Source organism: Streptomyces sp. NPDC014861, from assembly GCF_043081625.1.
GTDB lineage: Bacteria > Actinomycetota > Actinomycetes > Streptomycetales > Streptomycetaceae > Streptomyces.
In genome coordinates, this window is sequence record NZ_JBIBWV010000003.1 from 610,242 (window position 1) to 636,846 (window position 26,605).

Sequence of the window (26,605 nt, forward strand, 5' to 3'; positions counted from 1 at the left end):
GTCAATCGCGCCCTCCATCCCCTGCAAGCGGTTCCGCAAGGACGCCATGCTGATCGTGGACGGCCCGAGTCCCAGGGCGGGAGACGGCTTCGGTGAGTCGGTCGGCCGCGTAGACGGCGGCCTGTGCGAGCTGCGTGCCGGGGTGCCGGGTGAGGCGTTGGGTTGGGCCTGTGACCGTGACGGCGGCGACCACCCGGTCGGAGGGGTCGCGAACGGGCGCCGAAACTGGGGCTGTGCCGGGTTTGCCCTCGCTGATCGACTGAGCCCAGCCACGGCGCCGCACGCCGCTGAGGGTGGCGGCTGTGAAGCGAGAGCCCTGCAGGCCCTGGTGGGAAGCATCAGTATTTGGCAGGGCAGGATCTGGGCGTAGGTCTCGAACGGTCGCAGGAGCCGGCCGCGTCGAGGCGCCGCTGTGCGGCGCCGAGGAGCTCGTCGGCGACGCGCTCGATGACCGGGACGGCTGCGGCGACGCGCTGGGCGTTGAAGAACCGGGTGACCACGCGCCGTAGACCGTGGTGGCTGTCCGTTCCGTTATTGGCGAGCGCGGGCGGAAGCCCGAAGCCGGCTCGGGCCAGTATCCGCAGCACGCCGATGGGCAGCGGGGTGACGGCGTCCTGCGCGTTGTCAGGGCGGAACACCGCCGGGTCCAGCAGGACGCGCCGGATGTCGTCGTACCGGCTGACCAGCTACAGGCCGGTGCCAGGGTCCTGACACACGGGGGCATCGGCCCGCAACGCGTCCAGTTAGGGGTAGGGGTCGCGGACGAACTCATCTCCGAGCAGGTCGAGCCGGGACATCGCGTCAGGCGAGGGCAGGTCGAGGTCCTGGGGAGTCACGGCCGGACGCTAACACGCACGTGATTCGGCGTTCCCAGGGTGTGCGCGGCGTCACGGCGGGCGGAGGCCAGGCTCGGTGCAAGGGTTCGCTTCTCGGCGGGTGATCTTCTCGGACGTCTCCAGCAAGAGACGGCCGACGAGATGATCGCGGTGAATCCCGCCCTGTCATGGATGTTCGTGACCCTGCGGTCTTGCGGTCGTACGTGAGCGGGAAGCGGCAATGCGCCTCTTCCTGCCTGGTTGTCGCCGTGCCGACCCTGTCCGAGGGAGCGTCCGAGACGGACCGATCAACTGAAAAACAACCGGTCGGATGCCTTCCACTGGCTGGTGTGCTCAACCGTAATCGTGCCCATGACCTGCATTGACGCGAGGTCGAAAAGGCTTGCTGTCGGGCGAACGGTGGATTGTGGTGATGGCCCAGGAGTCGACGCCGTTACGGGCACCGTCGGCCACGGCCAGGAGGCCCCGGCGCTCGCAGATGCGAATGAAGCAATCGGTGCGGGCCCGTGGTCAGATCTTGAACGCGGCGGGGCGGGGCCAGTGTCCTCAGAAGTCGGCCCTCTCCCATGGCCGCCCGCCGGCAGGCGTGTGCTCGGCAGTCACGGCGAGCGCCGCTTCAGGTAGTCATGCTTCGGTTTGCCGGTGTCGGCCAGGCGCGTCGACGTCGGTCAGATGGTCCCCGTCCTTACTGTCGAGGCCCATGGGGTGCAGGCCCACGGTATAAGGACCCGCCTGGTGGCGGCGTCAACAGCTGTTGATGGTGCAGGCGCGCCGCCCGTCCTCGCCAAGGGAAGCCAGTGGCTGCTTCTGCCGCTTTACTGTTTCCATACAGCGTATGGTTACGATGGGGAGACGCCTCCAAGTGAAGGAGAGAACCGTGACAGAGGAAATCAAGGGCGGCTCCGGAGCCGCGTCGGTGGACGTCGTGATCGTCGGTGCGGGTTTCGCTGGCTTGACTGCCGGGGAGCGGCTCGTGGACATGGGCGTATCCGTCCTGGTCCTTGAAGGCCGGGACCGGGTCGGTGGCCGTTCGTTCTCAGGTGAGGTGGCCGGGGTCAAGGTCGACCTCGGGGCCACGTGGGTCGCCGAGCGCCACACCGCGGTCCTCGACCTCATGAAGCGGCTGGGGTGCTCCACGACCAGCCAGTTCCACGAAGGTGACAACGTCCTGTGGATGGCCGGGCAGCGTCGCACCTGGACGGGCACCATGCCGACGGTCGACCCCGTCGACCTGGAGGACCTGGGTCGCGTCCAGGTGGCGATGGACGAGCTCCTGGCGACCATCGACGTCGACGCCGCCTGGAAGTCCCCCAACGCCGAGAAGCTCGACTCGATCTCGTTCGGCGAGTGGCTCGACCAGCAGCAGGCGGCGACCGGCACCCGTGCACTGATGACCATCGCCAGCAAGGTGCAATGGGGCTGCAACCCGGGAGAGGTGTCGCTGCTGCACGTACTGCGCTACGTCCAGGCCGTCGGGGGGCTCGACCACATGCTCGCCGTCGAAGGCGGGCAGCAGCAGGACCGCATCACCGAGACCACTCAGGAGATCGCCAACCGGCTCGCCGAGAAGCTCGGCGACAGGGTTGTTCTGGACACCCGTGTCCGCCAGATCTCCCAGGACGACGACGGTGCCACGGTCCACACCGACGCGGCGGTCATCAGCGCCAAGTACGTCATCGTCACCGCGGCCCCCGAGCACCGTTCCTACATCGAGTTCCTCCCGGCCCTGCCGGAGAAGACCCAGGGGCTCACCAGGACGTGGCCCATGGGCAAGCTGAGCAAGGCGTTCGTCGCCTACGACAAGCCCTTCTGGCGGGCCGAGGGCCTCTCGGGTGAGGCGCTGATGGACACCGGGACGGCGTTCATCACCTTCGACGTGTCGCCGGACAATGGGCCGGGCATCCTGATGGTCTTCTGCGCCCCCCGTATGTACGACGGCTTCGACGAGGAAACCCGACGCAGCCGAGTCATCCAGCAGATGGTCGACCTGTACGGTCCCCAGGCGAGCACCCCCATCGACTACGTGGACCACTGCTGGGGCACCGAGCCGTTCGCCCCCGGCGGCCCCCACCCCGCCGTGGGCCCCTACGCGGTCACGAGCTATGGCAACGCCCTCACCGAGCCCCACGGGCGCGTCCACTGGTCTGGCACCGAAACCGCAGGCGAGTGGGTCGGAACCCTGAACGGTGCCGTCCTGACAGGCCTGCGCACCGCCAAGCAGGTCGCTCAGCGACTCGGCGTCGACGAAGCCTCCAAGTAAGCCTCCCCGGCTCCTCGGAGGACTGCCTCCACGTTGGCGGCCGCCCTGTGACGTACGCCGGATGCACCTGCATCCGGCGTACGTCACCCGGTCACGGCGCGTGCCAGCTGCCAGCTGCCAGGGGCGAGAGCGGCAGTCGCCGCGTGGCGACGATCAGGTGCCGCTGTCCCGGCCCGGGCATGTTGCCTCGCGCTCGTGGCAGCAGTGCTCGGTGGCGTGGCCGCTTCGCCCGACTGTGGGACATCTCAAGGGCCGACCTCCGGAAGGATCTGGCTCACGCGCCGGCGTCCCAGCCGTTGTGGTCGCTGTGGAAGCGGCTTTCCAGACCTGCGATCAACGTGTCCATCATGAGACGGAACATGCGCTCCTGGTCAGGGCCACAGGAGGCCGCATCCGCAGAGTCAGGGGCTGCATCCCCAGCTCTGTCTTCGAAATCGTCGAAGTCGCGCGGCTGGAGGGACGACCACCGGTGGAGCGAACCGTTGAGCTCGGCGGAAAGGACACCGATGACAGCGGCGACCAACAGCGCCGCGATCTTCGAGACTTCCGACTGCGGAACACCGGCATCCTCCACGGATTCGGTGAGCGCGGTCCAGAACGGGTCGTCGGAGTGGAGGAATTCGGGCTGGCGGCTGAACGAGTAGGCCATCAATTTGGGGTGACGGTGCGCCAATGCCCGGAGGTTCGCTGCGAGCACGCGGAGACGCTCCTGCCAAGGATCGTCCTCGGGCGTGAAGGTGCGGAACTGGGCGCCGACCACTCTGGTCACGCCGCGCATGACGGCTTCCTTGTTCGGCACGTGGTGGTACAGCGACATCGGGTTCGCGTCGAGCTCGGCGGCGAGTCTGCGCATGGTGAGCGCCTCGACACCATCCGCGTCGATCAGCCGCAGGGCGGCCGAATAAATCCCGAACTCGCTCAGAGGCACGTCCCTCTTCTTCGTCCCCCGTGGAGGGCGCCTCGTCTTCTTCTCCATACGTCGTATGGTACTCATACCCCGTATGACGTGGGTTTTCCTACGGTGCCGCATCCGGCCGGCTGGGCGTCGTAGTTTCTCACTGTCGACAGGCGTGTGTTCTCACCGGTGCAGTGCCCTTATGCGGTGAGGTAGACGAATCCCCATCACACAGCGGGTTATGGCAAAGCCGAGGAAGACTGGATAGTCAACAGGTTGTTGGGGCTGCACCCGCAGCCGCAGTGGTATTGCAGGCGCGTCCAACAACCTGATGTCGGCCGAGGCTCGCACACCTGGAAAGTACAGGTGATGTGACGAGGACGGTGATACGACGCCGCCCAGGTGCGTGACGGTGACAAGACGTGATGAGCGTCAGCTTCATGCAACCGACGCCATGTGATCGACCTTCGGCGGTGGGCTGTCGAGCGAGGCCGTGTCAGTGCCGGCATCCGGGTGAAGCGCATGCGCGGCGGAACATGAAGTGTGGGCGTACCAGCGCGGCGTTAGGTGGACGGCGGCCATTGATGTCCGCCCCTTCGTACGATCACGTTCTGTTCCATGTTCCTTCGCGGGTCCGGGCGATTGTCGTTGGAGGCGCGGGGATGTTCGAGAGGAGGCACTGCCGGTGCATTCATGGCTCTCCGAGCGCCGCCGGTCCGCGGTGAGTACGGTCTTCGGGGCCTGTGTCGCCGTGCTCCTCGGCCTGCTGGGGGTTCTCGCGCCGGTGTCCGTGTCCGCCTCCAGTGCCGATCTGGGCGTGGTGGCACTGTTCGCCTACCTGATCTGCTACCTGGTGGTCACGCTGAGAGCCTTTTCGGCCGCGCCGCCGGAACGGATCCGCTTCTGGGCCAAGAGGGAGGAGCGTGGGACGGTGCTGCAGCGCTACCTTCTGGGGACCGCGCCGGGCCCCGGCGTGTCGGTCCTCATCGCGTCGGCGGCGCTCGTGGTGTCGGCGGTGTGGCGTCCCGGGCATCTGGGTTCCGCCTTCCCGGCGGGCGCGCGGGTTCTGATGGCGCTCGGTCTTGTCGTCGTCGCCTGGATCTGCGTTCTGGTCGCCTTCGCGGTCGCGTTCCATGCCGACAACCTCGTGGAGGACGAGGCGGCGCTGGACTTCCCGGGTGGGGAGACGGCGGCTTGGGCTGACTACGTGTACTTCGCCCTATCGGTCATGACGACATTCGGGACGACGGACGTCACGGTGATGTCGAGGGAGATGCGTCGGACGGTGGCGGCCAACTCGACCATCGCGTTCGTCTTCAACACGGTGATCGTGGCCGGTATGGTCGCAGCACTGGACAGTGGGCAGGGCGTCTGACAGGTGCCGTCGGCCCTCGGGCGATGGTGGGGCGGTGGCCGGTTCGTCCGCGCATGCGGAGTGAGCCGGCCACCGCCCTTCGTGCTCAGGGGGTGAGCACGAGGCGGATCGGGTCCCCGATCTTCTTCTCCAGCCGGGCGACGGCCTCCGCGGCTTCCGCCAGCGGGACGTGGGCGCTGACGGAGGGGCCGAGGTCGATCCGTCCGGCGGCGGCCAGGCCGACGAGTTGTTCCACGTGCTCCGGCTCGGAGCCGTAGTGTCCGCGGACCTGGTTGACGTTGAAGCAGAAGCCGATGCTGTCGGCGATCGTGACCGGCTCCGGGGTGAGTCCGGCGAGGACGAGCGAACCGAAGGGACCGAGGACCGACGCGGCCTGGGTGCGGGCGGCGCCCACGCCGGCGAAGTCGAAGGCGACGTCGAGGCCGCGCCCGGCCGTGGCCTCCCGCACCGCCTCCGCGAAGTCCGGGGCGAGAGGGTCGAGGGCGACGTCCGCGCCGAAGAGGAGGGCCCGCTCGCGGGCCGAGGGCAGCGGGTCGATCGCGAGGATCGGGGCCGCGCCGACCATCCGGGCGAGCCGCACGGCGTGGGCGCCGAGGCCGCCCGCGCCCCAGATGCCGACCGACTGGGCGGGGCGGACCGCGCCGGTGCCCACGATCGCGGCGTACGGGGTGGAGACCGCGTCGGGGATGATCGCGGCCTGGTCGAAGGGCAGGTCGTCCGGGATGGGCAGCAACGTGCCCTCGCGGGCGATCGCGTACTGCGCCCAGCCGCCGTCGTAGTCGAGGCCGCGGGTGATCGGCCGGTGGCACGTCATCCGTCGCAGGCAGCCGCCGCAGTCGCCGCAGGCCTCGCCGGCCTGGAGGACCACGCGCTGTCCGGGCGTCCAGTCGCCCTTCACGTCCGGGCCGAGGGTGTGGACGACTCCGGCGACCTCGTGGCCGAGGGTGACGGCGCCCGCCTTCGTGACGGCGTCGGTGGGGAAGAAGGGGCTCAGGCTGCCGTCGATCAGATGGATGTCGGACAGGCAGACGCCGGCGGCCCGCACCTCCACGAGGACCTCGCCCGGGCCGGGGACCGGGATCGGGACCTCTTCGACGGCGAAGGTACGGGTGTCCAGGCGCAGCCGCCCGGCCAGCATGGTGTTCATGCGGAGACCTCGATGTGCTCGATGAAGGAAGCGCGTGCGTAGCTCAGGCGCTCGACATGGTCGACTGACCATGTCGGTTAACCGTGTCTACTGACGGTGTCATCTGTCAAGCCGCTCCCGCCGGACGTTCGCGGTGTGCTCCGAGTTCCGTCCTGCGACTGTGTCATTAAGTACAGTCGTACGACATGTTCACTCGACAAAGTCGCATGTATGTTGGCTGGTGACTGCTGGAGTGCAACGAAAGGCACGCTCATGACTCAGGTGTCCGTAGGCGCGGCGCGGGCGATCCCCGAGCGCCCCCCGCTGCCCCTCGTAGGCCACGCGTTCAACGTTCCGGCGGGCGCGGACTTCCTGGCCTACCTGCTGAAGGAGTTCAGGGAATTCGGGCCCGTGTACCGGCTGCGGCTCTTCGGGAGGGACACCGTCATGGTCGGCGGTCTGGACCTCGTGACCGAGCTGTCGGACGAGACCCGCTTCCGCAAGCACGTGCACGCCGACCTGGTCGAGGTCCGGGCTCTGGCCGGGGACGGTCTGTTCACCGCCTACAACCACGAACCGAACTGGCGCAAGGCCCACGACATCCTGATGCCCGCGTTCTCACTCGGCTCGATGCGCAGCTACCACGCCCCCATGCTTCAGGTCGCCCGGTCGCTGATCGGCAAGTGGGACCGGCTGGCCGGGGTGCAGACGGTGGACGTGCCCGACGAGATGACCCGGCTGACCTTCGACACGATCGGCCTGTGCGGCTTCGGCTACGACTTCCAGTCCTTCCGTCGCGACGACCTGCACCCGTTCGTCGAGGCGATGTCCCGGGCCCTCGTCTTCGCCCAGGAGAAGGGCGAGTCCATCCCGGGCTCCGAACTGTTCAAGAGGAAGAAGGTCGAGCAGTTCCGCGCGGACATCGACCTGATGACGGATCTCGTCGACGACGTGATCAGGGAGCGCCGTGCCTCCGGCGACACCAGCACGGACGATCTGATGGGGCTGATGCTGCACACGAAGGACCCCGTCACCGGCGAGCTCCTGGACGACGTCAACATCCGGCACCAGGTGATCACCTTCCTGATCGCCGGCCACGAGACCACGAGTAGTGCGCTCTCCTTCGCCCTGTACTACCTGACCAAGCATCCGGAGGTGCTCGCCCGGGCCCAGGCCGAGGTGGACGCCCTGTGGGGAGACACCGAGTCCCCGGACCCCCAGTACGGCGACATCGGCAAGCTCACCTACATCCGCCAGGTGCTCAACGAGAGTCTGCGGCTGTGGCCGACGGCGCCCGCGTACGCCGTCGAGCCGATCGAGGACACCGTCATCGGCGGCAAGTACCCCGTACGCAAGGGCGAGTCGCTGATGGTGATCGCCTCGGCGCTGCACCGCGACGCGGCCTGGGGAGAGAACGTCGAGCTGTTCGACCCCGAGCGCTTCACTCCCGAGCGGGAGGCGGCCCGTTCGGTCCACGCCTTCAAGCCGTTCGGCAGCGGTGAGCGGGCCTGCATCGGGCGCCAGTTCGCGCTGCACGAGGCCACCCTGCTGCTCGGCCTGCTGGTGCACCGCTACCGCCTGATCGACCACACCGACTACCAGATGAAGATCAAGTCGACGCTGACGATCAAGCCCGACGGGTTCAGCCTGAGGCTCGCCCGCCGCACCAGCGACGAACGGCGCCTGCCCGTCGCCGCGGCGGTGGACACTGCCGCGGGCCGGACCACGGCCGTGACGCGCCGGGCGAGCGGGACCGCGCTGACGCTGCTCCACGGCTCCAACCTCGGCACCTGCGCCGGCATCGCCCGCGACCTCGGCACGGACGGCGAGGAGCACGGCTTCGCCTCGGCCGTCTCCCCCCTCGACGCGTACACGGAAAGGCTGGCCGGCTCCAAGGGCCCCGTCGTCATCGTCGCCGCCTCCTACAACGGCCGGCCGACCGACGACGCCGCCGAGTTCGTCGCCTCCCTGGAGGACCTCGCCCCCGGTTCGCTCACCGGGCTGCGGTACGCCGTCCTCGGTGTCGGCGACCGCAACTGGGCGGCCACCTACCAGCGGATTCCCACCCTGATCGACGAGCGCCTGGCCGCCGCCGGCGCCGTCCCGCTCCTGGAGCGCGGCAGCGCCGACGCCTCCGGCGACTTCGGCGGAGCGGTCGACCAGTGGACGGAAGACCTGTGGAAGGCGCTCCTGGAGGAGTACGGCGAGGCGGTCGCCGGTGAAGCGGCCGCCCCCGCACATGAGGTGGAGGGGGAAGGGCTGTACGAGCTGGAGGACACCTCGGAGTCGGTCCTCGGAGGTCTCGCCGAGCGCCACGGCGTCCAGCCGATGGAGGTCCTCGAAGCGTACGAACTCGTCGACACCGACCACGAACTGGGCCGCTCCAAGCGGTTCCTGCGGCTCCGGCTGCCCGAGGGTGTCACCTACCGCACCGCCGACCACCTGGCCGTCCTGCCCAGCAACCCCGAGGATCTCGTCCGGCGCGTGGCCGACCGCTTCGGCCTCGACCTGGACCGCACCGTCCGGCTGCGCGCCCGCCGCCGGAGCCGGGGCGCCCTGCCGGTGGACCGGCCGCTGACCCTGCGCCGCCTGCTCACCGACTTCGTCGAGCTCCAGGACGCGGCCACCCAGGAGCAGGTCGCCGTGCTCGCCGAGCACACCGACTGCCCGCCCGAGAAGCAGCCGCTCACCGCCCTCGCCGCCGCCGATCCCGAGACCTTCCGGGAGCAGGTGACCGTCGCGGGGCTCAGTGTCCTGGACCTCCTGGAGCGCTACCGCGCGTGCGAGCTGCCCTTCGAGCGCTTCCTGGAGCTGCTGCCGGTACTGCGTCCCCGGCACTACTCGATCTCGTCGTCCGCCGCGGCCCGGCCCGGCGAGGCCGACCTGATGGTGTCGCTGCTCGCAGCGCCCCACAGGACGGGCGAGGGCACCTTCCGGGGCATCGCCTCGCACTTCCTGCAGACCGTGAACGCGGGCGACGTGATCCAGGCCCGGGTCCTGCCGTGCAGCGAGTCCTTCCGCCTCCCCGAGGACACCTCCGTACCGGTGATCCTGGTCAGCGCGGGTACCGGCCTCGCGCCCTTCCGCGGCGCGGTCCTGGACCGCCACCACGCGGGCTCGACCGGCACCCTGCTCTGCTACTTCGGCTGCGACCACCCGGACGTGGACTTCCTGCACCGGGAGGAGTTCGAGGCGGCGGAGGCCGCCGGCGCCGTCAGCATGCGTCCCACCTTCATGCACGCGCCCGAGAACGGAGCCCGTTTCGTCCAGGAGCGCATCGCCCGCGAGAGCGAGGAGGTGTGGTCGGTCCTGGAAGCCGGTGGGCGCGTCTACATCTGCGGCGACGGCCGTCGCATGGCACCCGCCGTACGGGAGGCGTTCATGGCGATCTACCGCGAACGGACCGGTGAGAGTGACGAGCGGGCCGTGGCCTGGCTCGCCGCGCTCGTCGGGTCGGGACGCTACGTCGAGGACGTCTGGGCTGGCTGATCCTCACGCAGAAACGGTGGTGGGCGCACCCGGAAGGTGCGCCCACCACCGTTTCCGCGTCGCGTCAGGCCATCGGTACGTCAGGGGACATCGGTACGTCAGGCAGGTCGAGGTCCCCCTTGGCCAGCGCCACGCTCGCGCCCACGAGCGCCCTGAGCCCCGTCCGCTCGGTGGCCTCGTCCGGCAGGCACTGGAGGACCTGCATGGTGAGTCCGTCGAAGCCGGAGAGGAAGAACCGGGCCACCGTCTCCGGAGACTCGGCCAGTTCCTGCCCCGTCCTCTCGGCCGTCTCCGCGATCACCCGCGCGGTCACCTCTATGACCTGCCGGTAGTGGCTCTGCCGGGCCTCGTTGAGGCCGGGCACGCGCAGGGCGAACATGGTCAGCTCGCTGAGCAGCTGGTGGTGCGACGACGGCTCGCGCACCGTGCCCCACAGGGCACCCGCCAGCGCGCTGAAGGTCTCCTCGAAGCCCGCGTCCTCCGGCGCCGCCCGCCGCACCTGCGTCACCAGCTCGTCGGTGATCTGGTCCATGACGGCTCGGTACAGGTCCTCCTTCGTGCCGAAGGTGTAGTGGACGGTGGCCTGCGCGACACCGAGCTCCGCGGCGATGGCGCGGGTACTCCCCGCGGCGACGCCCTCCCGGGTCATGAGGTCGATGGCCGCCTTGATCAACTGAGGGCGGCGCTCCGCCGCGGAAATATGAGCCATACGCCCACTATATCGACTTAGTCGATCGATCAAGTCGGTCCGGATCAGGCGTTACGTCACCTCGGCAGTCGACGCGCTGTCCGCGGGAAGGGCCTGCTCGGCCCAGATGACCTTTCCCTCGCGACCGTGCCGCGTCCCCCAGCGCTCCGCGCACTGGGCCACGAGGAGCAGGCCGCGCCCGCCTTCGTCGAAGATGCGGGCGCGGCGCAGATGCGGGGCGGTGCTGCTGGCGTCGGAGACCTCGCAGGTGAGCGTCGACTGGAGGATCAGTCGCAGCTGGACGGGGCTCTTGCCGTAGCGGATCGCGTTCGTGACCAGTTCGCTGACGACCAGCTCCGTGGTGAAGGAGAGATCTTCCAGCCCCCAGGTCGCCAGAACGTCGGAGGCGAAGCGGCGGGCCCCGGACACGGCCGCCGGATCGGACGGGAGGTCCATCGTGGCCACGTGGTCCGGGTCGAGGGCATGGGTCCGAGCGACGAGCAGGGCGACGTCGTCGGCGGGGCGGCCGGGCAGCAGTGCGGCCAGGAGTCGGTCGCAGATCTCCTCCAGCGAGTCCGGCGCCGAGGTGAGGACGTCATGCAGAGTGGCGAGTCCTTGGTCCACGTCACGCGTGCGGCCGGCGATCAGCCCGTCGGTGTGCAGGACCAGCAGGCTGTCCTCCGGCAGCTCGAACTCCGCGGTTTCGAAGGGGAGTCCACCCAGGCCGAGAGGCGGTCCGATCGGTACCTCCGGCAAGGCCTCGCTGATCTTCGCGGGGGTTACGACGGTCGGCGGGACATGGCCGGCACTGGCCAGGGAGCACCGGCGGGAGACGGGGTCGTAGATCGCGTACAGGCACGTGGCGCTGGTCTCGCCCTCGTCCGCCGACTCCTCGCGCTGCATGCGGATGACCACGTCGTCCAGATGTGTGAGGAGTTCATCGGGCATGAGGTCGATGTCGGCGAAGGCGCGGACGGCCGTGCGGAGCCGGCCCATGGTGGCGGCGGCGTGCAGGCCGCGACCGACCACGTCGCCGACGACCAGCGCCACACGGGCCCCGGACAAGGGAATGACGTCGTACCAGTCACCGCCCACGCCGGCGCGGGATCCGGCTGGCAGGTAACGCGAGGCCGTTTCGACGGCCGACTGTTGCACCGTGTGCCGCGGCAGCAGGGTCCGCTGGAGGGTGAGCGCGGTGGAACGCTCATGGGTGTACCGGCGGGCGTTGTCGATGGACACCGCCGCCCTGGAGACGATCTCCTGCGCCAGCAGGAGATCGTCGTCGTCGAAGGGGGGCGAGGTGCGATGGCGTACGAACTGCACCAGGCCGAGGGTCTCCCCACGGGCGTGCAAAGGCACGAGGAGTACGGAGTGAAGACCGAGGTCGCGCAGTACCCGGCCGCGGGACTCCGACGGCGCCACCCACGTGGGCATCTCGGTCCCCGCGATGTGGTGCAGGACGGATCGTCCGGTGGTCAGTGCGCGAACCGGTTCCGAGTCGTCGGGATAGGCGTGGGTCTCACCGACGCGGAGCGGGGACTCCGGACAGCCGTCGAGGACGGAGCGCTGGGCGACGCGGCGCTGCGTCAGGGCCTCCGGCGGATCGGTGCCGGTCTCGTCGAGTGCGGAGTCGAAGAGGTCGACGGTGACGAGGTCGGCGAAGTCCTCGGTGCAGACCTCCGTCAGCTCCTCCGCGGTGCGGGAGATGTCGAGCGTGGTCCCGATCCGCTTGCTCGCCCGGTCGGTGAGGGCGAGCCGACGCTGCAGCAGACGGTCGCGTTCCTCCTGGTAGGCGGCGACGACCTCTTCCGAGGATCGGTCCACGTAGTCGAAACCGATCGCGACCAGCCTCATCGTGGCCTGGTTGATCATGTGCCAGTCGCTGGTGAGGCGGGGAGCTTCGGCCTGCAGGTGTTCGAGCAAGCTGAGATGGTCGAGCCGGTAGGCACGGAGGAGTCGGCTTACGGGGATTCCCCGCCGGGCGTAGAGGCGGGCGATGTCCAAGGCGGCCGGAGGAGTCTTGGACGTGCTCGCGCCGGGGCGGGCCTCCAGGAGATCAAGGAGGGCGGTGACGTGCTGGGCCGTCTCCTCCAGGGTCAGAGCCGCGATGTCCGGGTCTTCCCACAGCTCGGGGAGTTCGCCGTTCAGGCGCTGGAGCAGCAGGCCGGACAGCTTCTCCACCTGTGGTACGAGGTGGCGGGCCAGCTGACCAAGGAACGCATCGACCTCGGTTCCCATAGTGCGAATGTACGGGAAAGCCATGGCGTGCGCTCCTCGGACAGCTGTGGCGGCCTCTGATCGACCCGGATCTCAGAGGCCGAGGTGGTCGCCCAGGTCGGCGTAGTCGACCTGCCACAGACCGGGAGAGCCCGTGGGGTACTGGGAGCGGAAGCCGAGCATGCGCTGGACACGCGGCGAGAGCGTCTTGGCGAGCTCCCTGTCGACCAGGAAGGGGTACGCCTCCTCACCGGTGAGGAAGCCCGCGTTGAACGCGAAGGCGAGGCCGCGCCGGTACTCGTCGCCGGTCCGGTTCGCTCCGCCGCCGTGCGCGGTCTTGCCGCTGAAGAGAAGGACGTCCCCGGCGTTCATGACGGCGGGGATCGTCTGCTCGGGGGTCCCGCGGTCCTCGAAGTCGCTCCAGTGGTTGCTTCCGGGGATGACGCGGGTGGCGCCGTTCTCCTCCGTGAAGTCGGTCAGGGCGACCAGGAAGTTGATGGTGACTTCCGGCCCGCTGGGCCCCATGCCGATGAACGGGAACCAGTTCTCCAGGTCACGGTGGAGCATCTGCGCCTTGTTGCCGGGGCCGATCTCGATCACCTGGGCGGTGGTCATCCAGTACGTGCCCGACTCCTGGAGGAAGACCAGGTCGCTGATCTCGTGGACCAGGGGATGGTCGATGACCTCGCTGCGGAACGTGGCGCTGTGCGTCACCAGGTTCGTGAGGCGCTTGGTGTTGCTGCCGTGGAACGCGGCCACGATCTCGTCCTCGTGGAGGGACCCCGGGGCGAGCGCCCGCAGCGGCTGCTCGATCTCGGCGTTGAAACGGACGATCTGCTCCTGCGTCAGGAAGCCCTTGATGATGACGCCGCCGTCACGCGTCACGATCTCGAGGATCTCCTCCGCCGGCGTGTCGTTCGCCACGGACGCCAGCGCCTGGGTCTTCTTCTGGGTCGTCATGCGTGTCCTCTTCCTCGATCCGAAGCGCGGTTGATCGGCCGTTCGATCAGCTGCGGACGTTCCGTCGTCCGGGGACTCCCGCGCGGCGTCCTCGCGACGATCAGGTGGGTCCGGTGGTCGGGCGTTTCCGCGTTGTTCCTGTGGTGGTCGTCTCACTGTCGCCAGCCGGTACCGCAGGCGAGAACGACGGCGGGCACCTGCTTCGCCCGGGCCCGGTGCACGATGCACCGTCCGGTCGCGGGCACGGCGGAGCTATCCGCTCACGGGGTCCTTGCCTGAGTCGACGCGAGCTGCGGGGACGCTACGGGCAGAAGCGGGTCCCGGCGCCGTGTGCCGGGGGTGTGCGGTCCGCTCCCAGGGACGCGTGCTGCCGAGCCATCCGAGGAGGAAGGCCGCCGGTACGGAGATCAGGCCGGGGGTGTGGAGCGGGAACAGGTTGAAGTCCTGCTCCGGCAGCAGCGCGTATCTCGTCCCGGACACAGCGGGGGAGGCGAGGGTCAGGAGGGTGCACAGGGACAGCCCTCCGTAGACGAGCCACAGCAGCCCGTGGCGGTTGAAGCCGGTCCAGAAGAAGGAGTAGACGACCGCGGGGAACACACATGTGGCCGCGAGGCTCAGCGAGAAGGCGAGGAGGAACTCGATGGGATAGCGGTGTACGGCGGTGGTGAGGAGAAGGCTCACGACGCAGAGCACGACGACGGACAGCCGCAGGACCGCCGGCTCTCCGATCCCGATCCGGGCACGGGCCTTCCGCCCGAGCAGGTCGCGGGTCACGGAGACGGCGGCGGCGAAGGTCACGCTCGCCACGGCCGTGAGCACGGCGAGGAAGGCGACACAGGCCACGAGGGTGATGAGCACGACCCGCCCGGTGGAGTGGTGGGGGAGCACCTCCGACGCCAGGAGGATCGGGGCTCCCTGCCCCTTCGCGTCGACCGCTCCGATCCGTCCGCTGCCCACCACCGCGGCCGCGGCGAAGCCGGTCGTGATCAGCAGCAGGTAGAAGAGGCCGGTCAGCCCGACGGCGACGCTCAGTGAGCGCCGGGCGGCGGGCACGTTCCGGCTGGCGCTGACGCGCAGGAGCAGGTGGGGCATCATCGCGGTTCCGAGGATGACGACGACGTGGTCACTGAGCGTGCCGAGCGGTCCGCCTCCGGCGGAGTGCTCCCACAGTCCGGGGCTGAGGTATCCGCCCGGTGACACGCTCGTGTCCATGGCCGCCGACAGCAGCGATCCGGGACTCCAGTCGAAGAAGCGGAGCGCCAGCAGAGTCACCGTGGCGAGCGTCACCAGGGCCACGGGCACTTTGGCGACCTGCACGAAACTGGTGCCGCGCAGATCGGCCACCCCTGCGAAGCACGTGACCAGGAATCCCATCAGCACCGTGCACACCACCTGGGCCCGCTCGCTCGGCATGCCGATCAGAAGGGCGGTGGTGATGCCGCCGGCCCGTAGTTGCACCATGAGCAGGGGCACGGCGATGCACAGTGTCACCACGGCGCCGGCGATCCGTACTCCCGGCCCCTCGGCGCGCAGGGAGAACAGCTCGCCCAGGGTGTAGCGGCGGGTCGCGCGAATCCTGGAGGCGAGGAGCAGGAAGACGCCGAGTGCGAGGGCGCTGTCGACGGCGGTCGAAACTCCGTCGTAGCCGAAGAGGGCGATCGCTCCCGGCAGCGAGACCAGGATGATGACCGTGATCTGTTCCCCCGCCATCGCGACGCCGTTGAAGACGGGCGGGAGGGACCGGCCGGCGACGTAGAGGCGTTCCGGGTCGTCGTCCTGCGTGGCGAGCGTGAAGACCCACAGGAGACAGAGGCCGATGAAGACGAGGAAGGCGCTGATGACCGCGCCCCTCGCGGCGGTGCCGATGAGATCGGGCGAGCCGACGCTCAGGAGGTGCGTCGTCACCACGCGCCCCCGGCCGAACGGGAGGCGGCAGTCGTCGCCGAGGCCGGTTCGAAGGAGGACATGGCCCGGTTCCCGTACCACCAGGTCCCGCCGACGAGGACGACCAGCTGGGTGAATGCCCACGTGATGGCGAGGGTGAGACGGCCGTACACGGAGATCTCTCCGAGAGTCGTGGAGCAGGAGAGCAGGACGCCGACGGCGAGCGGCAGCGCGTTGACGGTGACCAGCATCCGTGTGTCACGGGGGGAATGCCGGGAGGAATCGGAGGGCACGGGACCTCTCTCTGGAAGGACAGGGAAGACGGACTCGATGCGAGGGGGCGGGGGACGGTCGCAGCCGTTGAGGATGGGCGAGGGAGCCGGGCAGCCGTGCTCCGTACCGGTCCGGAAGCCATGCCTGTGACCGCCGGGGTTCGACGGTGGCGCGGCGTCCGCGGGGAAGGCGCAACAGTTCTACGGCGAACGACGGCCTCGGCGTGACGTCAGAGCACGACGGCCCGGCCGCGGTGAGGCCGGTGAAGCGCCTCGCACCGCGGGCGTCGGGCGTCAGCGGCGGCTGGTCGCGGTTAGGCCGGCGTAGTGCCCGGCCCGCTCCAGGAGCCGGGGGACGCCTGTTTCGAGCGACGGTCCGAAGACCGTGTCATGAGGACGCTCGCCCCGCTGCCAGCGGGTGTAGATGGCCTCGCAGAAGATCGCCGCCTTCCAGAGGGCGAGGGCCTGGTACCAGGGGAGCGGGGTGAGATCGAGGGCCGTGCGGCGCTGGTAGCGCTCTGCCAGTTGGCGCTGGGTGAGGTAGCCGGGTGAACGGGTCACCTTGGTGAGTTCGAGCGGCGTGGCAGGGCTGCCGGCCTCGGACCAGGTGGCGGTGAGGTACCCCAGGTCCGCGAGCGGGTCGCCGAGCGTGGCCATCTCCCAGTCGAGGATCGCGAGGACCTCGGCCGGGGCCCGCGGGGCGAACATGAGGTTGCCCATGCGGTAGTCGCCGTGCACCACCGACGCCGCCTGGCTCGTCGGCAGGTTCTGGGCGAGCCAGTCCGCGATGCGCTCCACCGCGGGCAGGCTGCGGGTGGTGTTGACCTCCCAGAGGCCGCGGAACCGCTCGACCTGCCGCCGGAGGTACCCCTCGGGCCGGCCCAGGGAGGCGAGCTCCCCCCGGGTGACGTCGATGCCGTGCAGAGTGACAAGGGTGTCGACGACCGCCTCGCTGGTCAGCCGGCGCTGTTCGGCGGGGGAGAGGTGGGGCGGGATCGTGTCGGTGACGATCGTGCCGTCGAGTCGGGACATGAGGTAGAACGGCACGCCCAGAACGTCCTCGTCCTCGCAGACGGCGAGGATCTCCGGCACCGGCACCCCGTGCCCGTGGAGGATCTTCTGGATGCGTGCCTCGCGCACCATGTCGTGCGTCGACTTCGGCAGCGGCGGGCGCGGGCCGCGGCGCAGGACCACGGACTCGCCGCCGCGTTCGATCAGGTAGGTGACGTTGGAGTGGCCGTCGCCGATGCGTTGCCACGCGATCGGCCCGCTGCCGATGCCGTGGGCGTCGAGAAAACCAGTGACCGCGTCGAGGACCAGGAGGGGAGGGCTGTCGAGGTGACGGGACCGCTCGCGGCTTGCGACGACTTCCACGCCGTCGGGGACGGTGTGCATCACGCGCCCCCGTCCCGGCCGACGACGGCGTCGCCCAGGTATCGCTCACCGGCCTGGACGGTGGCCCGCCGACCGGCCGAGGCACGGCGTGCGATGGCCCACCGGTGGGTCTCGTTCGAGCCGTCGTAGATGCGGAACGGACGTACCTCGTTGAGGTACTGGGCGAGGGGGAGCCCGTCGGAGACCCCGTCTCCGCCGCAGATCTGGATGGCGCGGTCGATCACCCGGAAGATCGCCTCCGAGCAGTGGACCTTGGCGACCGAGGACATCGCCGAGCCCGCCTTCGGGTCGCTGTGCAGGAGGGCCGCGGTCTTGGTGATGATCGCGTCGGAGGTCTCGATGTCGATCACGGACTCGGCGATCAGGTGCTGGGCCAGGCCGAGGGAGTCGATCGGACCGCCGAACAGCTCTCTCTTCGCGGCCCGGTCCAACGCGATGTCGTGCGCCCGGCGCGCCAGTCCCAGCCACCGCATGCAGTGGGTGAGCCGCGCGGGGCCGAGCCGTACCTGCGCGTACCGGAAGCCGAGTCCGACCTCGCCGAGGACCGCGTCGTCGGAGACGAAGCAGTCCTCGAGGTACAGGTGCGGGTGGCCGCCGTCGATAGCGCGGTCGACGGTGTGGATCGCCTCGCCGACCCGGATGCCGGGGTTCGTCAGGTCGACGAGGAACATGGTGGCCCCCTCGGGGGAGCCGTCGACGGCCGGGGTGCGCGCCATGACGATGCAGAACGCGGCACCGACGGCTCCGCTGGTGAACCGCTTGTGGCCGTCGATGATCCAGCCGCCGTCGGTGCGTACGGCGGTGGTCCGCAGCGCCGCCGGGTCGGATCCCGCTCCGGGGTGGGGCTCGGTCATGCCGAAGCACGACCGGACGTCGCCGGCCGCCAGAGGCGCGAGGTAGCGCTTCTTCTGCTCCTCGGTGGCGATGAGGTTGAGCATGTGCATGTTGCCCTCGTCGGGGGCCATGCAGTTGAGCACGCTGGGGCCGATCGGCGAGTAGCCGGCCTCCTGGAGGACCGGCGACCAGTGCTCGATGGGCAGTCCCTGCCCGCCGTACTCCTTCGGCACGAGCGGCGCGAAGACACCGGCCTCCTTCGCGGCGGTCTGGAGCCGGTCGCGGGTGGCCTGGTCGAGACGTCCGCCGGGGGCGGGTTCGGCGTCGATGACGGTCTCGCGGATGAACCGGCGCGTGCGCTCACGCAGCTCCGCGAACTCCGGCGGAAGGTCAGGGGTAGTCATGGCTGTCCTTAGTGAGAGGAGCGAGGTCGTTACGCGGTGCCGCCGGCGACCGTGAGGCCGCCGTCGACGGTGAGGACGTGGCCGGTGACCCAGGAGGCGTCTTCCGAGGCCAGGTACGCCACGGCGGAGGCGATGTCGGAGGGCACGCCCAGACGCCGCAGGGGGTAGTCGGCGGCCACCTCGGCTTCCCTGCCCTCGTACAGGGCTTCGGCGAACCGGGTCTTCACCACGGCGGGGGCCACCGCGTTGACCCGTATCTCCGGGCCGAGCTCGATGGCCAGGGTCCGGGTCAGGTGGGACACCGCCGCCTTGCTGACTCCGTAGAGGCCGATGCCGGGTGACGGGGTGTCACCGGTGACGGAGGAGAGGTTCACGACGGCGCCCCGACGTGCGGTGAAACCGAGCTTCGGGTGGGCCACGGCGTCCTGCACCCAGGCGAGGGGGGCGAGGACGTTGACCTCCAGCACCTTGCGGGCGACATCGAGCTCCAGGCCGACGACGGGGCCGTAGGCGGGATTGATGCCCGCGTTGTTCACCAGGACGTCCAGCCCGCCGAACTCCCGCGCAACGGTGTCGAAGACCTCGCGACGGTGGTCGGGATCATCGGCCTTCCCGGCGACGGTGACGACGCTGCCCGGGGGGAGGGAGGCCGCCGCCTCTTCGAGGGGACCGGCCTTGCGCGCGGTCAGGCACACGCGCGCCCCTTCGGTGACGAGCCGTTCGGCGACGGCGAGACCGATGCCCCGGCTCGCTCCCGTCACGACGGCGGTGCGGCCCGAGAATCGGCCGGTGTGGTTCTTGCTCATGGATCAGTCCTTCGGGGGGCGCGCCGGCCCGGTGCCGTCCGCGTCGCGGAGTTCGGCCCGCCGGATCTTGCCGCTCTGGGTCTTGGGCAGGTCGGACAGGAAATGGACCGTGCGGGGGCACTTGTAGGCCGCCAGCCGGTCGCGGGAGAAGGCGATCAGCTCCTCCGCGGATGCGGTCAGACCCGCTTTAAGCGAGACGTAGGCGACGACGGTCTCGCCGCGGTACGCGTCCGGCTGCCCGACGACCGCGGCCTCGAGGACCGACGGGTGCTCGTACAGCGCGTCCTCGACCTCGCGCGGCCAGACCTTGTACCCGGACACGCTGATCTGGTCCTTGAGCCGGTCCACCAGGTAGACCCAGCCCTCCTCGTCGATCACCGCGACGTCACCGGTACGCAGCCGGCCCTCCGGCATCGTGTGGCGGGTGGCCTCGGGCTTGCCCCAGTACCCGGGCACCACCTGCGGACCGCTCAACTCCAGCTCACCCTGCTCGCCCCTGGGCAGCGGATCGCCGTGCGGGCCCACCACACGCGCGGTGAGGCGCGGCAGGGCCTTGCCGACGGACAGCGTGCCGCTCGGCAGGTGCACCGGCGCCCGCTCACCCGGCGGCACGGCGATGACGGCGGACGTCGTCTCGGTCATCCCGTAGCCGTTGTGGAGGTAGACGCCGAACTGCTCACGGAACCGCTCGACGGTGGCCGGCGGGATCGGCGCGCCCCCGGAGTAGAGGGCCTTCGCCGTCCTGAAATGGCCCGGTCCGGCCTGCGGGAGCTGGAAGATCGCGTTGTACGCGGTGATGGAGCCGATCGTGTAGGTCACCTTGTGCTCGGCGAAGGTCTCCAGGGCGATCTCGGGGTGGAACCGCCCGGCCAGGACGAGCGTGGTGTCGGTGAGCAGGGAGATCGTCGCGTTGACCACCGCCCCGGTGATGTGGAACAGCGGGGCCATGGCGAACACGACGTCCCCATCGCCCACACCCATCCAGGACGCGCAGGTCGCCACCACGCTCAGGACGTTGCCGTGGGTGTTCATGGCGCCCTTCGGCGGGCCCGTCGTCCCCGAGGTGTACGTCAGGAACGCGACGTCGTCGCGGGTCGGCTCCACGGGCGAGGGGCCGCGGCCCTCGAACTCGCCGATCAGGGCCACCAGGTCGCCGTCCGGCGCGGGGGCCAGGCGTTCCGTCGTCGCGAAGACCCGCGGATCGTTCCGCGACTGGTAGTCCAGCGCCGACGTGCTGATCAGCCACCGCACCGAACTCCCCGCCAGTGTGCCGAGCGTCTCGTGGACGTCCTCGTCCGCGCAGACGACGCCGACCGCCCCGGAGTCCTCGATGATCCGGCGGAGTTCCCGGCCCCGGTACATCGGGTTGAGTCCCAGGGCCGTGGCCCCCAGCTTCCACAGGGCCAGCAGCACCAGCGCGTACTGCGGAACGTTCTGCAGGTACACCCCGACGCGGTCGCCCCGGCCGGTTCCGCGGGCCTCGAACGCGGCGGCCAGGGCGTCCGACGCCGCGTCCACCTCGCGCGCCGACAGGACGCCGTCGAAGTAGCGCAGCGCGATCCCGTCCGGGTTCTTCGCCACGCGAGCCTTCCAGGCGGCCACGAGCGAGCCGGGTGTCGTGTCCGGCCCCGTACCGGACCCGTCGGGGGACGTGTCCCGCCGCCCGCCGTCATCCACTGTCATCTGCTGTCCTTCCCATCCGCGTCCACGCGCTCGGCGCGCCGGTCACGTGAGTTCGCGCTTGAGGATCTTTCCGGTGGACGTCATCGGCAGGGTCTGCACGACCTCCACGATGCGCGGGTACTTGTAGCCGGCCATCTGCTCCTTGCCCCAGGCGACCAGCTCGTCGGGGCGGGCCTCGGCGCCGCGCTCGAGGATGACGAACGCCTTGATCTCCTCGCCGTGACTCTCGTGCGGCACGCCGACGACCGCGGCCAGGCTGATCGCCGGGTGTGTCATCAGGACCTCCTCGATCTCGCGCGGGTAGACGTTGAAGCCACCGCGGATGATCAGGTCCTTCGCCCGGTCGACGATGTAGTAGAAGCCGTCCTTGTCCCTGCGGGCCAGGTCGCCGGTGCGGAACCAGCCGTTCCTGACGGCTTCGGCGGTGGCCTCGGGGCGGCCGTGGTACCCCTTCATCACGTTGTGGCCCTTGACCGCGATCTCGCCGACGGCGCTGCCCGTGCCGTCGTCCTCGACCTCCGACCAGTCCGCGTTGACGAGCTTGACCTCGACGCCCCAGATCGGCACGCCGATCGACCCGGGACGGGGCTCCCGCGCCGGATCGCTGAAGGTCACCACCGGCGAGGTCTCGGAGAGGCCGTAGCCCTCCAGGACCTGGACGCCCAGTCGCTCCCTGACCTGCTTGATGAGTTCCGCGGGGAGCGCGGCGCCGCCGGAGACGCCGACGCGCAGGTTCCTCGCGATCCTCTCGACGTCGACGTCCTCGGTGAGCGCCTGCAACAGGCCCCACCACATGGTGGGGACACCCGCGAAGACGGTGATGTCCTCCCGCTGCATCAGGGACACCGCCTGCCGGGCGTCGAACCGTGGCAGCAGCACCAGCGTGCTCGCCGTCGAGAAGCCGGCGTTCAACTGCACGGTCGCGCCGAAGGAGTGGAACAGCGGCAGCACGACCAGATGGGTGTCCAGCGCCGGCCGGTTCTCCAACAGCTGGTTGACCGCGAGGGCGTTGAGTACCAGGTTGGCGTGGCTGAGTTCGGCGCCCTTCGCCTGCCCGGTCGTACCGCTCGTGTAGAGCAGCACGGCCGGGTCGTCCCCCGACGTCCCGATGCTGTCGAACGTCGCCGCGGTGCCCCGCAGCGCGGCGCACATGGTCTCGACGCCCTCGATCGGGCTCTCCGCCGCGGGATCGGCGGTGATGAGGAAGAAGTGCTCGCAGCCCGGGGTCCCGGTGAACCCGGCGTGGCCCTCCGCCCCCATCGGCAGGCCCTCGCCGCCCTCGAAGCAGAAGTACGCCTTAGCCCCCGAGTCGGCGAGGTGGTAGGCGACCTCCCGGCCCTTGAGCAGGACGTTGAGGGGGACGACGACGGCGCCGGCCTTGAGGATCCCGTAGTAGACGATCGGGAACCAGGGCACGTTCGGACAACTGAGCGCGACCTTGTCGCCGGGCCAGACGCCTCGGTCCACCAGGAGGTTGGCGACCTGGTTGGCGGCGGCGTCGATCTGGGCGTAGGTGAGACGCGTCGTACCGAGGACGACGGCGTCGCGGTCCGGGTACGTGCGGGCGGAGTCCTCGAGCAGGACCGAGAGGTTCAGCATGGTGCCATTTCCGGAAAGGTGGACCGGGCCAGGCCGCGGAGGAACAGAACACGCGGCCTGGCTCGGAGCGGGTGGGGGTAACGCGGGACTCGATGCGGGTGTCACAACTTCCGCAGGAGCCGGTCGAGGGCCTCGGCCGTCGCCTCGACGTCGGCGGTGGTGTGCGCCGTGCTGAGGAAGACCTTGCCGGACGGCATGAAAAGGAAGCCCTGCCGCAGCATCCCTTCGAGGATCACCGCCCAGAGCCCGCTCGTTCCGTGCAGCCCCGTCGCGCCACCGGCGGGGACGTACTGGAGGAGCGAGCCGACCCGGTTGAAGCTGCCGAAGTCGGGCGACGAACCGAGAACGGCGCCGACGAGGGCTTCGAACTCGGAGGAAACCCCTTCGAGTTGCTCGTAGACCGCGGGATCGGCCAGGACGCGCATCGTCGCCGTGACGGCCGCCAGCGCGATCGGGTTGGCGTTGAAGGTTCCGGCGTGCACGACACCGGAGGTCACCTGGTCGATCAGATCGGACCGGCCTACGACGGCGCTCTGGGTGAAGCCGCCGGCCATCGCCTTCCCGAAGACGGACAGGTCGGGAAGGACGCCGTACTTCTCGGCCGCCCCTCCCCGGGCGATCCGGAACCCGGCGATCACCTCGTCGAAGACGAGGACGACGCCGTGCCGGTCGCAGAGGGTCCGCAGCGTCGACAGGAACTGCGGTGAGGGCGCTTCGACGCCCGCGTTGCTCATCACCGGGTCGACGAGCACGGCCGCGAGGTCGCGCTCGACGGCCTCGCCCAGCAGACGCTCGGCCAGCCGCACGTCGTTGAAGCGCGCCACGACCAGGTCGTCGAGGACGCTGGCCGACTGTCCCGCCCCACCGGGGGTGGCGGGGCGATCGCAGTCGTCCTCGGACATCCCGGCGTACACGGTGTCGTGCCAGCCGTGGTAGCTCTTGGCGAACTTGAGGACGCGGCGCCGTCCGGTGGCGGCGCGCGCGAGGCGCAGCGCCACCTGCACCGCCTCGGTCCCCGTGTTGCTCCACAGCAGCCGCTCGCCGTGCGGCACGGCTTCGAGGACCGCTTCCGCCGCGAGGTACTCCAGCGGGTGGCCGGTGCCGACGACCTGCATCTTCGTCGCGATCTCCGACACCGCTGACAGCACACGCGGGTCACCGTGACCGAGGACGAGCGGCCCCCAGGCCATCACGTAGTCGACGTACCGGTCGCCGTCCAGGTCCCAGACGTGTGCGCCCCGCGCCTCGCGCACGAAGAGCGGATGGGGTGGCATCGCTGCGCGCAGGCCCGATCCCACACCCCCGCCGACACTGCGGCGGGCTCGCTCGAAGGCCGAGCGTGATGATTCCAGGGCCATGAGATCGCCCCTGCCTTTCAGTACGTGATCACCGAGCGGATGCCGATGCCGCGCTTCATCTGGTCGAACGCCTCGTTGACGTCCTGCAGACCGATCACGCTCGTCACCAGGGAGTCGAGATCGATGCGGTCGTTCATGTAGTGGTCGATCAGCAGCGGGAAGTCGGAAGCAGGCTTGCTGGAGCCGTAGTTCGAGCCGATGAGCGAGAGCTCCTGATCGGACATGACGAAGGGGTCGATGGAGACCTTCAGGCCGTCCGCCACCTGCCCGGCGACCACCGCCGTACCGCCCCGGGCCAGGACCTCGTAGGCAGCCTCGATGGTGCGGGGCAGCCCGATGGCCTCGATGGCGATCTCCACACCGCGTCCGTCGGTGAGCTGTCGCACCCGGTCCGCGAAGTCCTCGCGGCCGTTGTTGATCAGGTCGGTCGCACCGAAGACGCGCGCCTGCTCCAGCTTCTCGTCGGAGATGTCCGCGGCGATGATCCTCCGCGCGCCGGCGAGCCGGGCCCCCTGGATCGCGTTCAGGCCGACGCCGCCGCAGCCGAGGACCAGTACGGTGTCGCTCGGCCGCACGTTGGCGGTGTTGACGGCCGCGCCGACACCGGTCGTGACGGCGCATCCGACCAGAGCCGCCTGCGGGAACGGGGCGTCGTCCCGGACGGCGATCGCACCCGACTCGGGCACGAGGGCGTACTCGCCGAACGTTCCGAGGCCCGCGAAGCTGAGGACGTCGTCCCCGTCGGCGGACGTGATCCGGGGCCGGCCGTCGAACGACAGGTGGTTCGCCGAGTGCTGTCTGACCATGTCGCAGAGGACGGGCCTGCCGCTGATGCAGTAGCGGCAGCGGCGACACGAGGGCGTCCAGGACAGCACGACGTGGTCGCCCTTCTTGAGCGTCGTGACGCCCTCGCCGACGCTCTCGACGATCCCGGCTCCCTCATGGCCGAGGATCATCGGCGTAGGAACCTCCCATTCGCCCAGGAGGACGTGGAGGTCGCTGTGGCACACCCCGCTCGCCTGGAGTCGCACGAGCACCTCGCCGGGCGGAGGCGTCGAGGGGATCGTCACTCGCTCGATGGTCAGTGGTTCGTTCGGCGTCCTGAAGACGGCGGCGTCGAACTCGATCGTCATGAAGGTCTTCCTTCCGTGTGGTAGGGCGGTCACGTCCGAGCGGTGCGGATGAGCTTCTTGTTGGCGAACTCGTCGATTCCCGCCCGGCCGAGCTCGCGGCCGAAGCCGGACAACTTGACGCCACCGAAAGGCAGTTCCGCGCCGTCGAGGCCGACGCCGTTGATGAAGACCATGCCGGCCTCGATCCTGTCGGCGACGCGCAGCGCCTGCTCGGCGTCCGTCGTGAACACGTAGGAGCCAAGCCCGTACGGGGTATCGTTCGCCAGCTCGACGGCCTCGTCCTCGGAGGCGACCCGGTAGACGGTCGCGACGGGGCCGAAGAGCTCCTCGGCGGCCGACGGCGACGCCGGGGAGAGGTCCGTCAGCACGCCGGGCGGGAAGTACGCCCCCTCGCGCTGCCGTGCGGAGACGAAGGTCGCCCCCTCGGCGACGGCTCGCCCGACCTGCTCCTCGACGTACTCGGCGGCGGCGACCGAGGAGAGCGGCGCCAGGCCGTCGGTCAGCGCGAGCACCTTTTCGGTGAACCTGTCGAGGAAGGCGTCGTAGAGGTCCTCGGCGACGATGAAGCGCTTCCCGGCGTTGCACGCCTGCCCGGCGTTCTCGAACCGCGCCTCGACCGCCGCCTGGACCGTGGCGTCGAGGTCGTCGGTCGACAGCACGATGAACGGGTCCGAGCCGCCCAGTTCGAGCACCACCTTCTTGAGGCTGCGTCCGGCCTTCTCGGCGACCTCCGCGCCGGCCCGTTCCGAACCGGTGAAGGAGACGCCCTGCACGCGGGGGTCCGCGATGGCGCGGCCGATCTGCTCCCCCGTGGCGTGGACGTTGACATAGCAGCCCTGGGGGAAGCCGGCGTCCGTGAACAGCTGCTGGAGAGCCGCGGACGATTCCGGACACTGCGACGCGTGCTTGAGCACGATGGTGTTGCCCAGCGCGAGGTTGGGCGCGGCGAACCGGGCCACCTGGTAGTACGGGTAGTTCCAGGGCATGATTCCAAGCAGCACGCCGACCGGCTGGCGGCGGACGAAGGCGGTGCCCTCTCCCCCCAGGAGCTCGATCGGCTCGTCGGTGAGGAACTTCTCCGCGTTCTCGGCGTAGTACCGGTAGATCGAGGCACTGAACTCGACCTCCCCGACGGCCTCCTCCACCGGCTTGCCCATCTCCCGGTGGATGATCTCGGCGAGCTGCCGGCTGCGCTCGTCGTGCAGGGTGGCGACGGCGTGCAACAGCTGGGCGCGCTGTTCCACGGAGGTCTGCCTCGACCACTGCGCGTAGGCCTCCGCCGCCGCGTCGAGCGCCGCGTCGACGGTCTCGTCCGTCGCGGTGGGGTACTCCTTGACCAGCTTGCCGCTGGCGGGGTCCACCACCGCGTACACGTGCCTCTTCGCCATGCT

Annotated in this window: 19 protein-coding genes and 1 pseudogene; 3 read left to right on the plus strand and 17 right to left on the minus strand. The window is 69.8% G+C overall.

Annotation, left to right across the window (positions count from 1 at the left end; genetic code table 11):
- Nucleotides 1-70: 70 nt before the first annotated feature.
- Together ACF1BN_RS09270 and ACF1BN_RS09275 are read right to left on the minus strand one after the other, a co-directional pair.
- Nucleotides 71-331 (minus strand): annotated as a pseudogene (locus ACF1BN_RS09270) (IclR family transcriptional regulator C-terminal domain-containing protein); the annotation flags it as partial.
- Between the two features lie 7 nt (nt 332-338).
- The gene (locus tag ACF1BN_RS09275; protein WP_392331024.1) at nt 339-638 is read right to left on the minus strand and encodes a hypothetical protein; all 300 of its coding nucleotides are present in this window, start codon (nt 636-638) and stop codon (nt 339-341) included.
- 1,075 nt (nt 639-1,713) lie between these two features.
- Here ACF1BN_RS09275 and ACF1BN_RS09280 point away from each other — a divergent pair.
- Complete coding sequence (locus ACF1BN_RS09280; protein ID WP_392330955.1) at nt 1,714-3,096, plus strand: flavin monoamine oxidase family protein; 1,383 nt, start codon at nt 1,714-1,716, stop codon at nt 3,094-3,096.
- Between the two features lie 274 nt (nt 3,097-3,370).
- Here the strand turns inward: ACF1BN_RS09280 and ACF1BN_RS09285 are convergent, their stop codons facing one another.
- Nucleotides 3,371-4,072, minus strand: coding sequence for a TetR/AcrR family transcriptional regulator (locus ACF1BN_RS09285; RefSeq protein WP_392330956.1), 702 nt, complete (start codon nt 4,070-4,072; stop codon nt 3,371-3,373).
- A 604-nt stretch (nt 4,073-4,676) separates the two neighbouring features.
- On the opposite strand from ACF1BN_RS09285, the gene ACF1BN_RS09290 reads away from it, so the two are divergent.
- A complete protein-coding gene (locus ACF1BN_RS09290) occupies nt 4,677-5,366 on the plus strand; it encodes a DUF1345 domain-containing protein (RefSeq protein ID WP_392330957.1) in 690 nt (229 codons plus the stop codon).
- An 85-nt stretch (nt 5,367-5,451) separates the two neighbouring features.
- Here the strand turns inward: ACF1BN_RS09290 and ACF1BN_RS09295 are convergent, their stop codons facing one another.
- On the minus strand, nt 5,452-6,513 hold the full coding sequence (locus ACF1BN_RS09295; protein ID WP_392330958.1) for a zinc-binding dehydrogenase: 1,062 nt from the start codon (nt 6,511-6,513) through the stop codon (nt 5,452-5,454).
- A gap of 252 nt (nt 6,514-6,765) precedes the next feature.
- On the opposite strand from ACF1BN_RS09295, the gene ACF1BN_RS09300 reads away from it, so the two are divergent.
- Nucleotides 6,766-9,981 (plus strand): bifunctional cytochrome P450/NADPH--P450 reductase, encoded by a 3,216-nt coding sequence (locus tag ACF1BN_RS09300; protein ID WP_392330959.1) that lies wholly within the window; start codon nt 6,766-6,768, stop codon nt 9,979-9,981.
- Between the two features lie 64 nt (nt 9,982-10,045).
- On the opposite strand, the gene ACF1BN_RS09305 is transcribed toward ACF1BN_RS09300, so the two are convergent.
- The 13 genes from ACF1BN_RS09305 to ACF1BN_RS09365 form a co-directional block, all read right to left on the minus strand.
- Entirely contained in the window at nt 10,046-10,690 is a 645-nt protein-coding gene (locus ACF1BN_RS09305; protein ID WP_392330960.1) for a TetR/AcrR family transcriptional regulator, read from the minus strand.
- A gap of 51 nt (nt 10,691-10,741) precedes the next feature.
- A complete protein-coding gene (locus tag ACF1BN_RS09310; RefSeq protein WP_392330961.1) occupies nt 10,742-12,931 on the minus strand; it encodes a SpoIIE family protein phosphatase in 2,190 nt (729 codons plus the stop codon).
- 48 nt (nt 12,932-12,979) lie between these two features.
- Nucleotides 12,980-13,846: a phytanoyl-CoA dioxygenase family protein gene (locus ACF1BN_RS09315; protein WP_392330962.1), complete on the minus strand. Its 867-nt coding sequence runs from the start codon at nt 13,844-13,846 to the stop codon at nt 12,980-12,982.
- Between the two features lie 252 nt (nt 13,847-14,098).
- On the minus strand, nt 14,099-15,751 hold the full coding sequence (locus ACF1BN_RS09320) for a transporter (RefSeq protein ID WP_392330963.1): 1,653 nt from the start codon (nt 15,749-15,751) through the stop codon (nt 14,099-14,101).
- A complete protein-coding gene (locus ACF1BN_RS09325; RefSeq protein ID WP_392330964.1) occupies nt 15,748-15,981 on the minus strand; it encodes a hypothetical protein in 234 nt (77 codons plus the stop codon). The genes ACF1BN_RS09320 and ACF1BN_RS09325 overlap by 4 nt, the downstream gene beginning before the upstream one ends.
- Nucleotides 15,982-16,296: 315 nt before the next feature.
- A complete protein-coding gene (locus tag ACF1BN_RS09330) occupies nt 16,297-17,376 on the minus strand; it encodes a phosphotransferase family protein (protein WP_392330965.1) in 1,080 nt (359 codons plus the stop codon).
- Between the two features lie 20 nt (nt 17,377-17,396).
- Nucleotides 17,397-18,635 (minus strand): acyl-CoA dehydrogenase family protein, encoded by a 1,239-nt coding sequence (locus tag ACF1BN_RS09335; protein WP_392330966.1) that lies wholly within the window; start codon nt 18,633-18,635, stop codon nt 17,397-17,399.
- 29 nt (nt 18,636-18,664) lie between these two features.
- Nucleotides 18,665-19,441 (minus strand): SDR family oxidoreductase, encoded by a 777-nt coding sequence (locus ACF1BN_RS09340; RefSeq protein ID WP_392330967.1) that lies wholly within the window; start codon nt 19,439-19,441, stop codon nt 18,665-18,667.
- Nucleotides 19,442-19,444: 3 nt separating this feature from the next.
- Nucleotides 19,445-21,124, minus strand: a complete 1,680-nt coding sequence (locus ACF1BN_RS09345; RefSeq protein WP_392330968.1) for a class I adenylate-forming enzyme family protein — start codon at nt 21,122-21,124, stop codon at nt 19,445-19,447.
- Between the two features lie 42 nt (nt 21,125-21,166).
- Nucleotides 21,167-22,723, minus strand: coding sequence for a long-chain fatty acid--CoA ligase (locus tag ACF1BN_RS09350; protein ID WP_392330969.1), 1,557 nt, complete (start codon nt 22,721-22,723; stop codon nt 21,167-21,169).
- Between the two features lie 101 nt (nt 22,724-22,824).
- A complete protein-coding gene (locus ACF1BN_RS09355) occupies nt 22,825-23,997 on the minus strand; it encodes an aspartate aminotransferase family protein (RefSeq protein WP_392330970.1) in 1,173 nt (390 codons plus the stop codon).
- A 101-nt stretch (nt 23,998-24,098) separates the two neighbouring features.
- Nucleotides 24,099-25,214 (minus strand): Zn-dependent alcohol dehydrogenase, encoded by a 1,116-nt coding sequence (locus tag ACF1BN_RS09360; protein WP_392330971.1) that lies wholly within the window; start codon nt 25,212-25,214, stop codon nt 24,099-24,101.
- Nucleotides 25,215-25,243: 29 nt separating this feature from the next.
- The gene (locus ACF1BN_RS09365; protein ID WP_392330972.1) at nt 25,244-26,602 is read right to left on the minus strand and encodes an NAD-dependent succinate-semialdehyde dehydrogenase; all 1,359 of its coding nucleotides are present in this window, start codon (nt 26,600-26,602) and stop codon (nt 25,244-25,246) included.
- Nucleotides 26,603-26,605 lie beyond the last annotated feature (3 nt).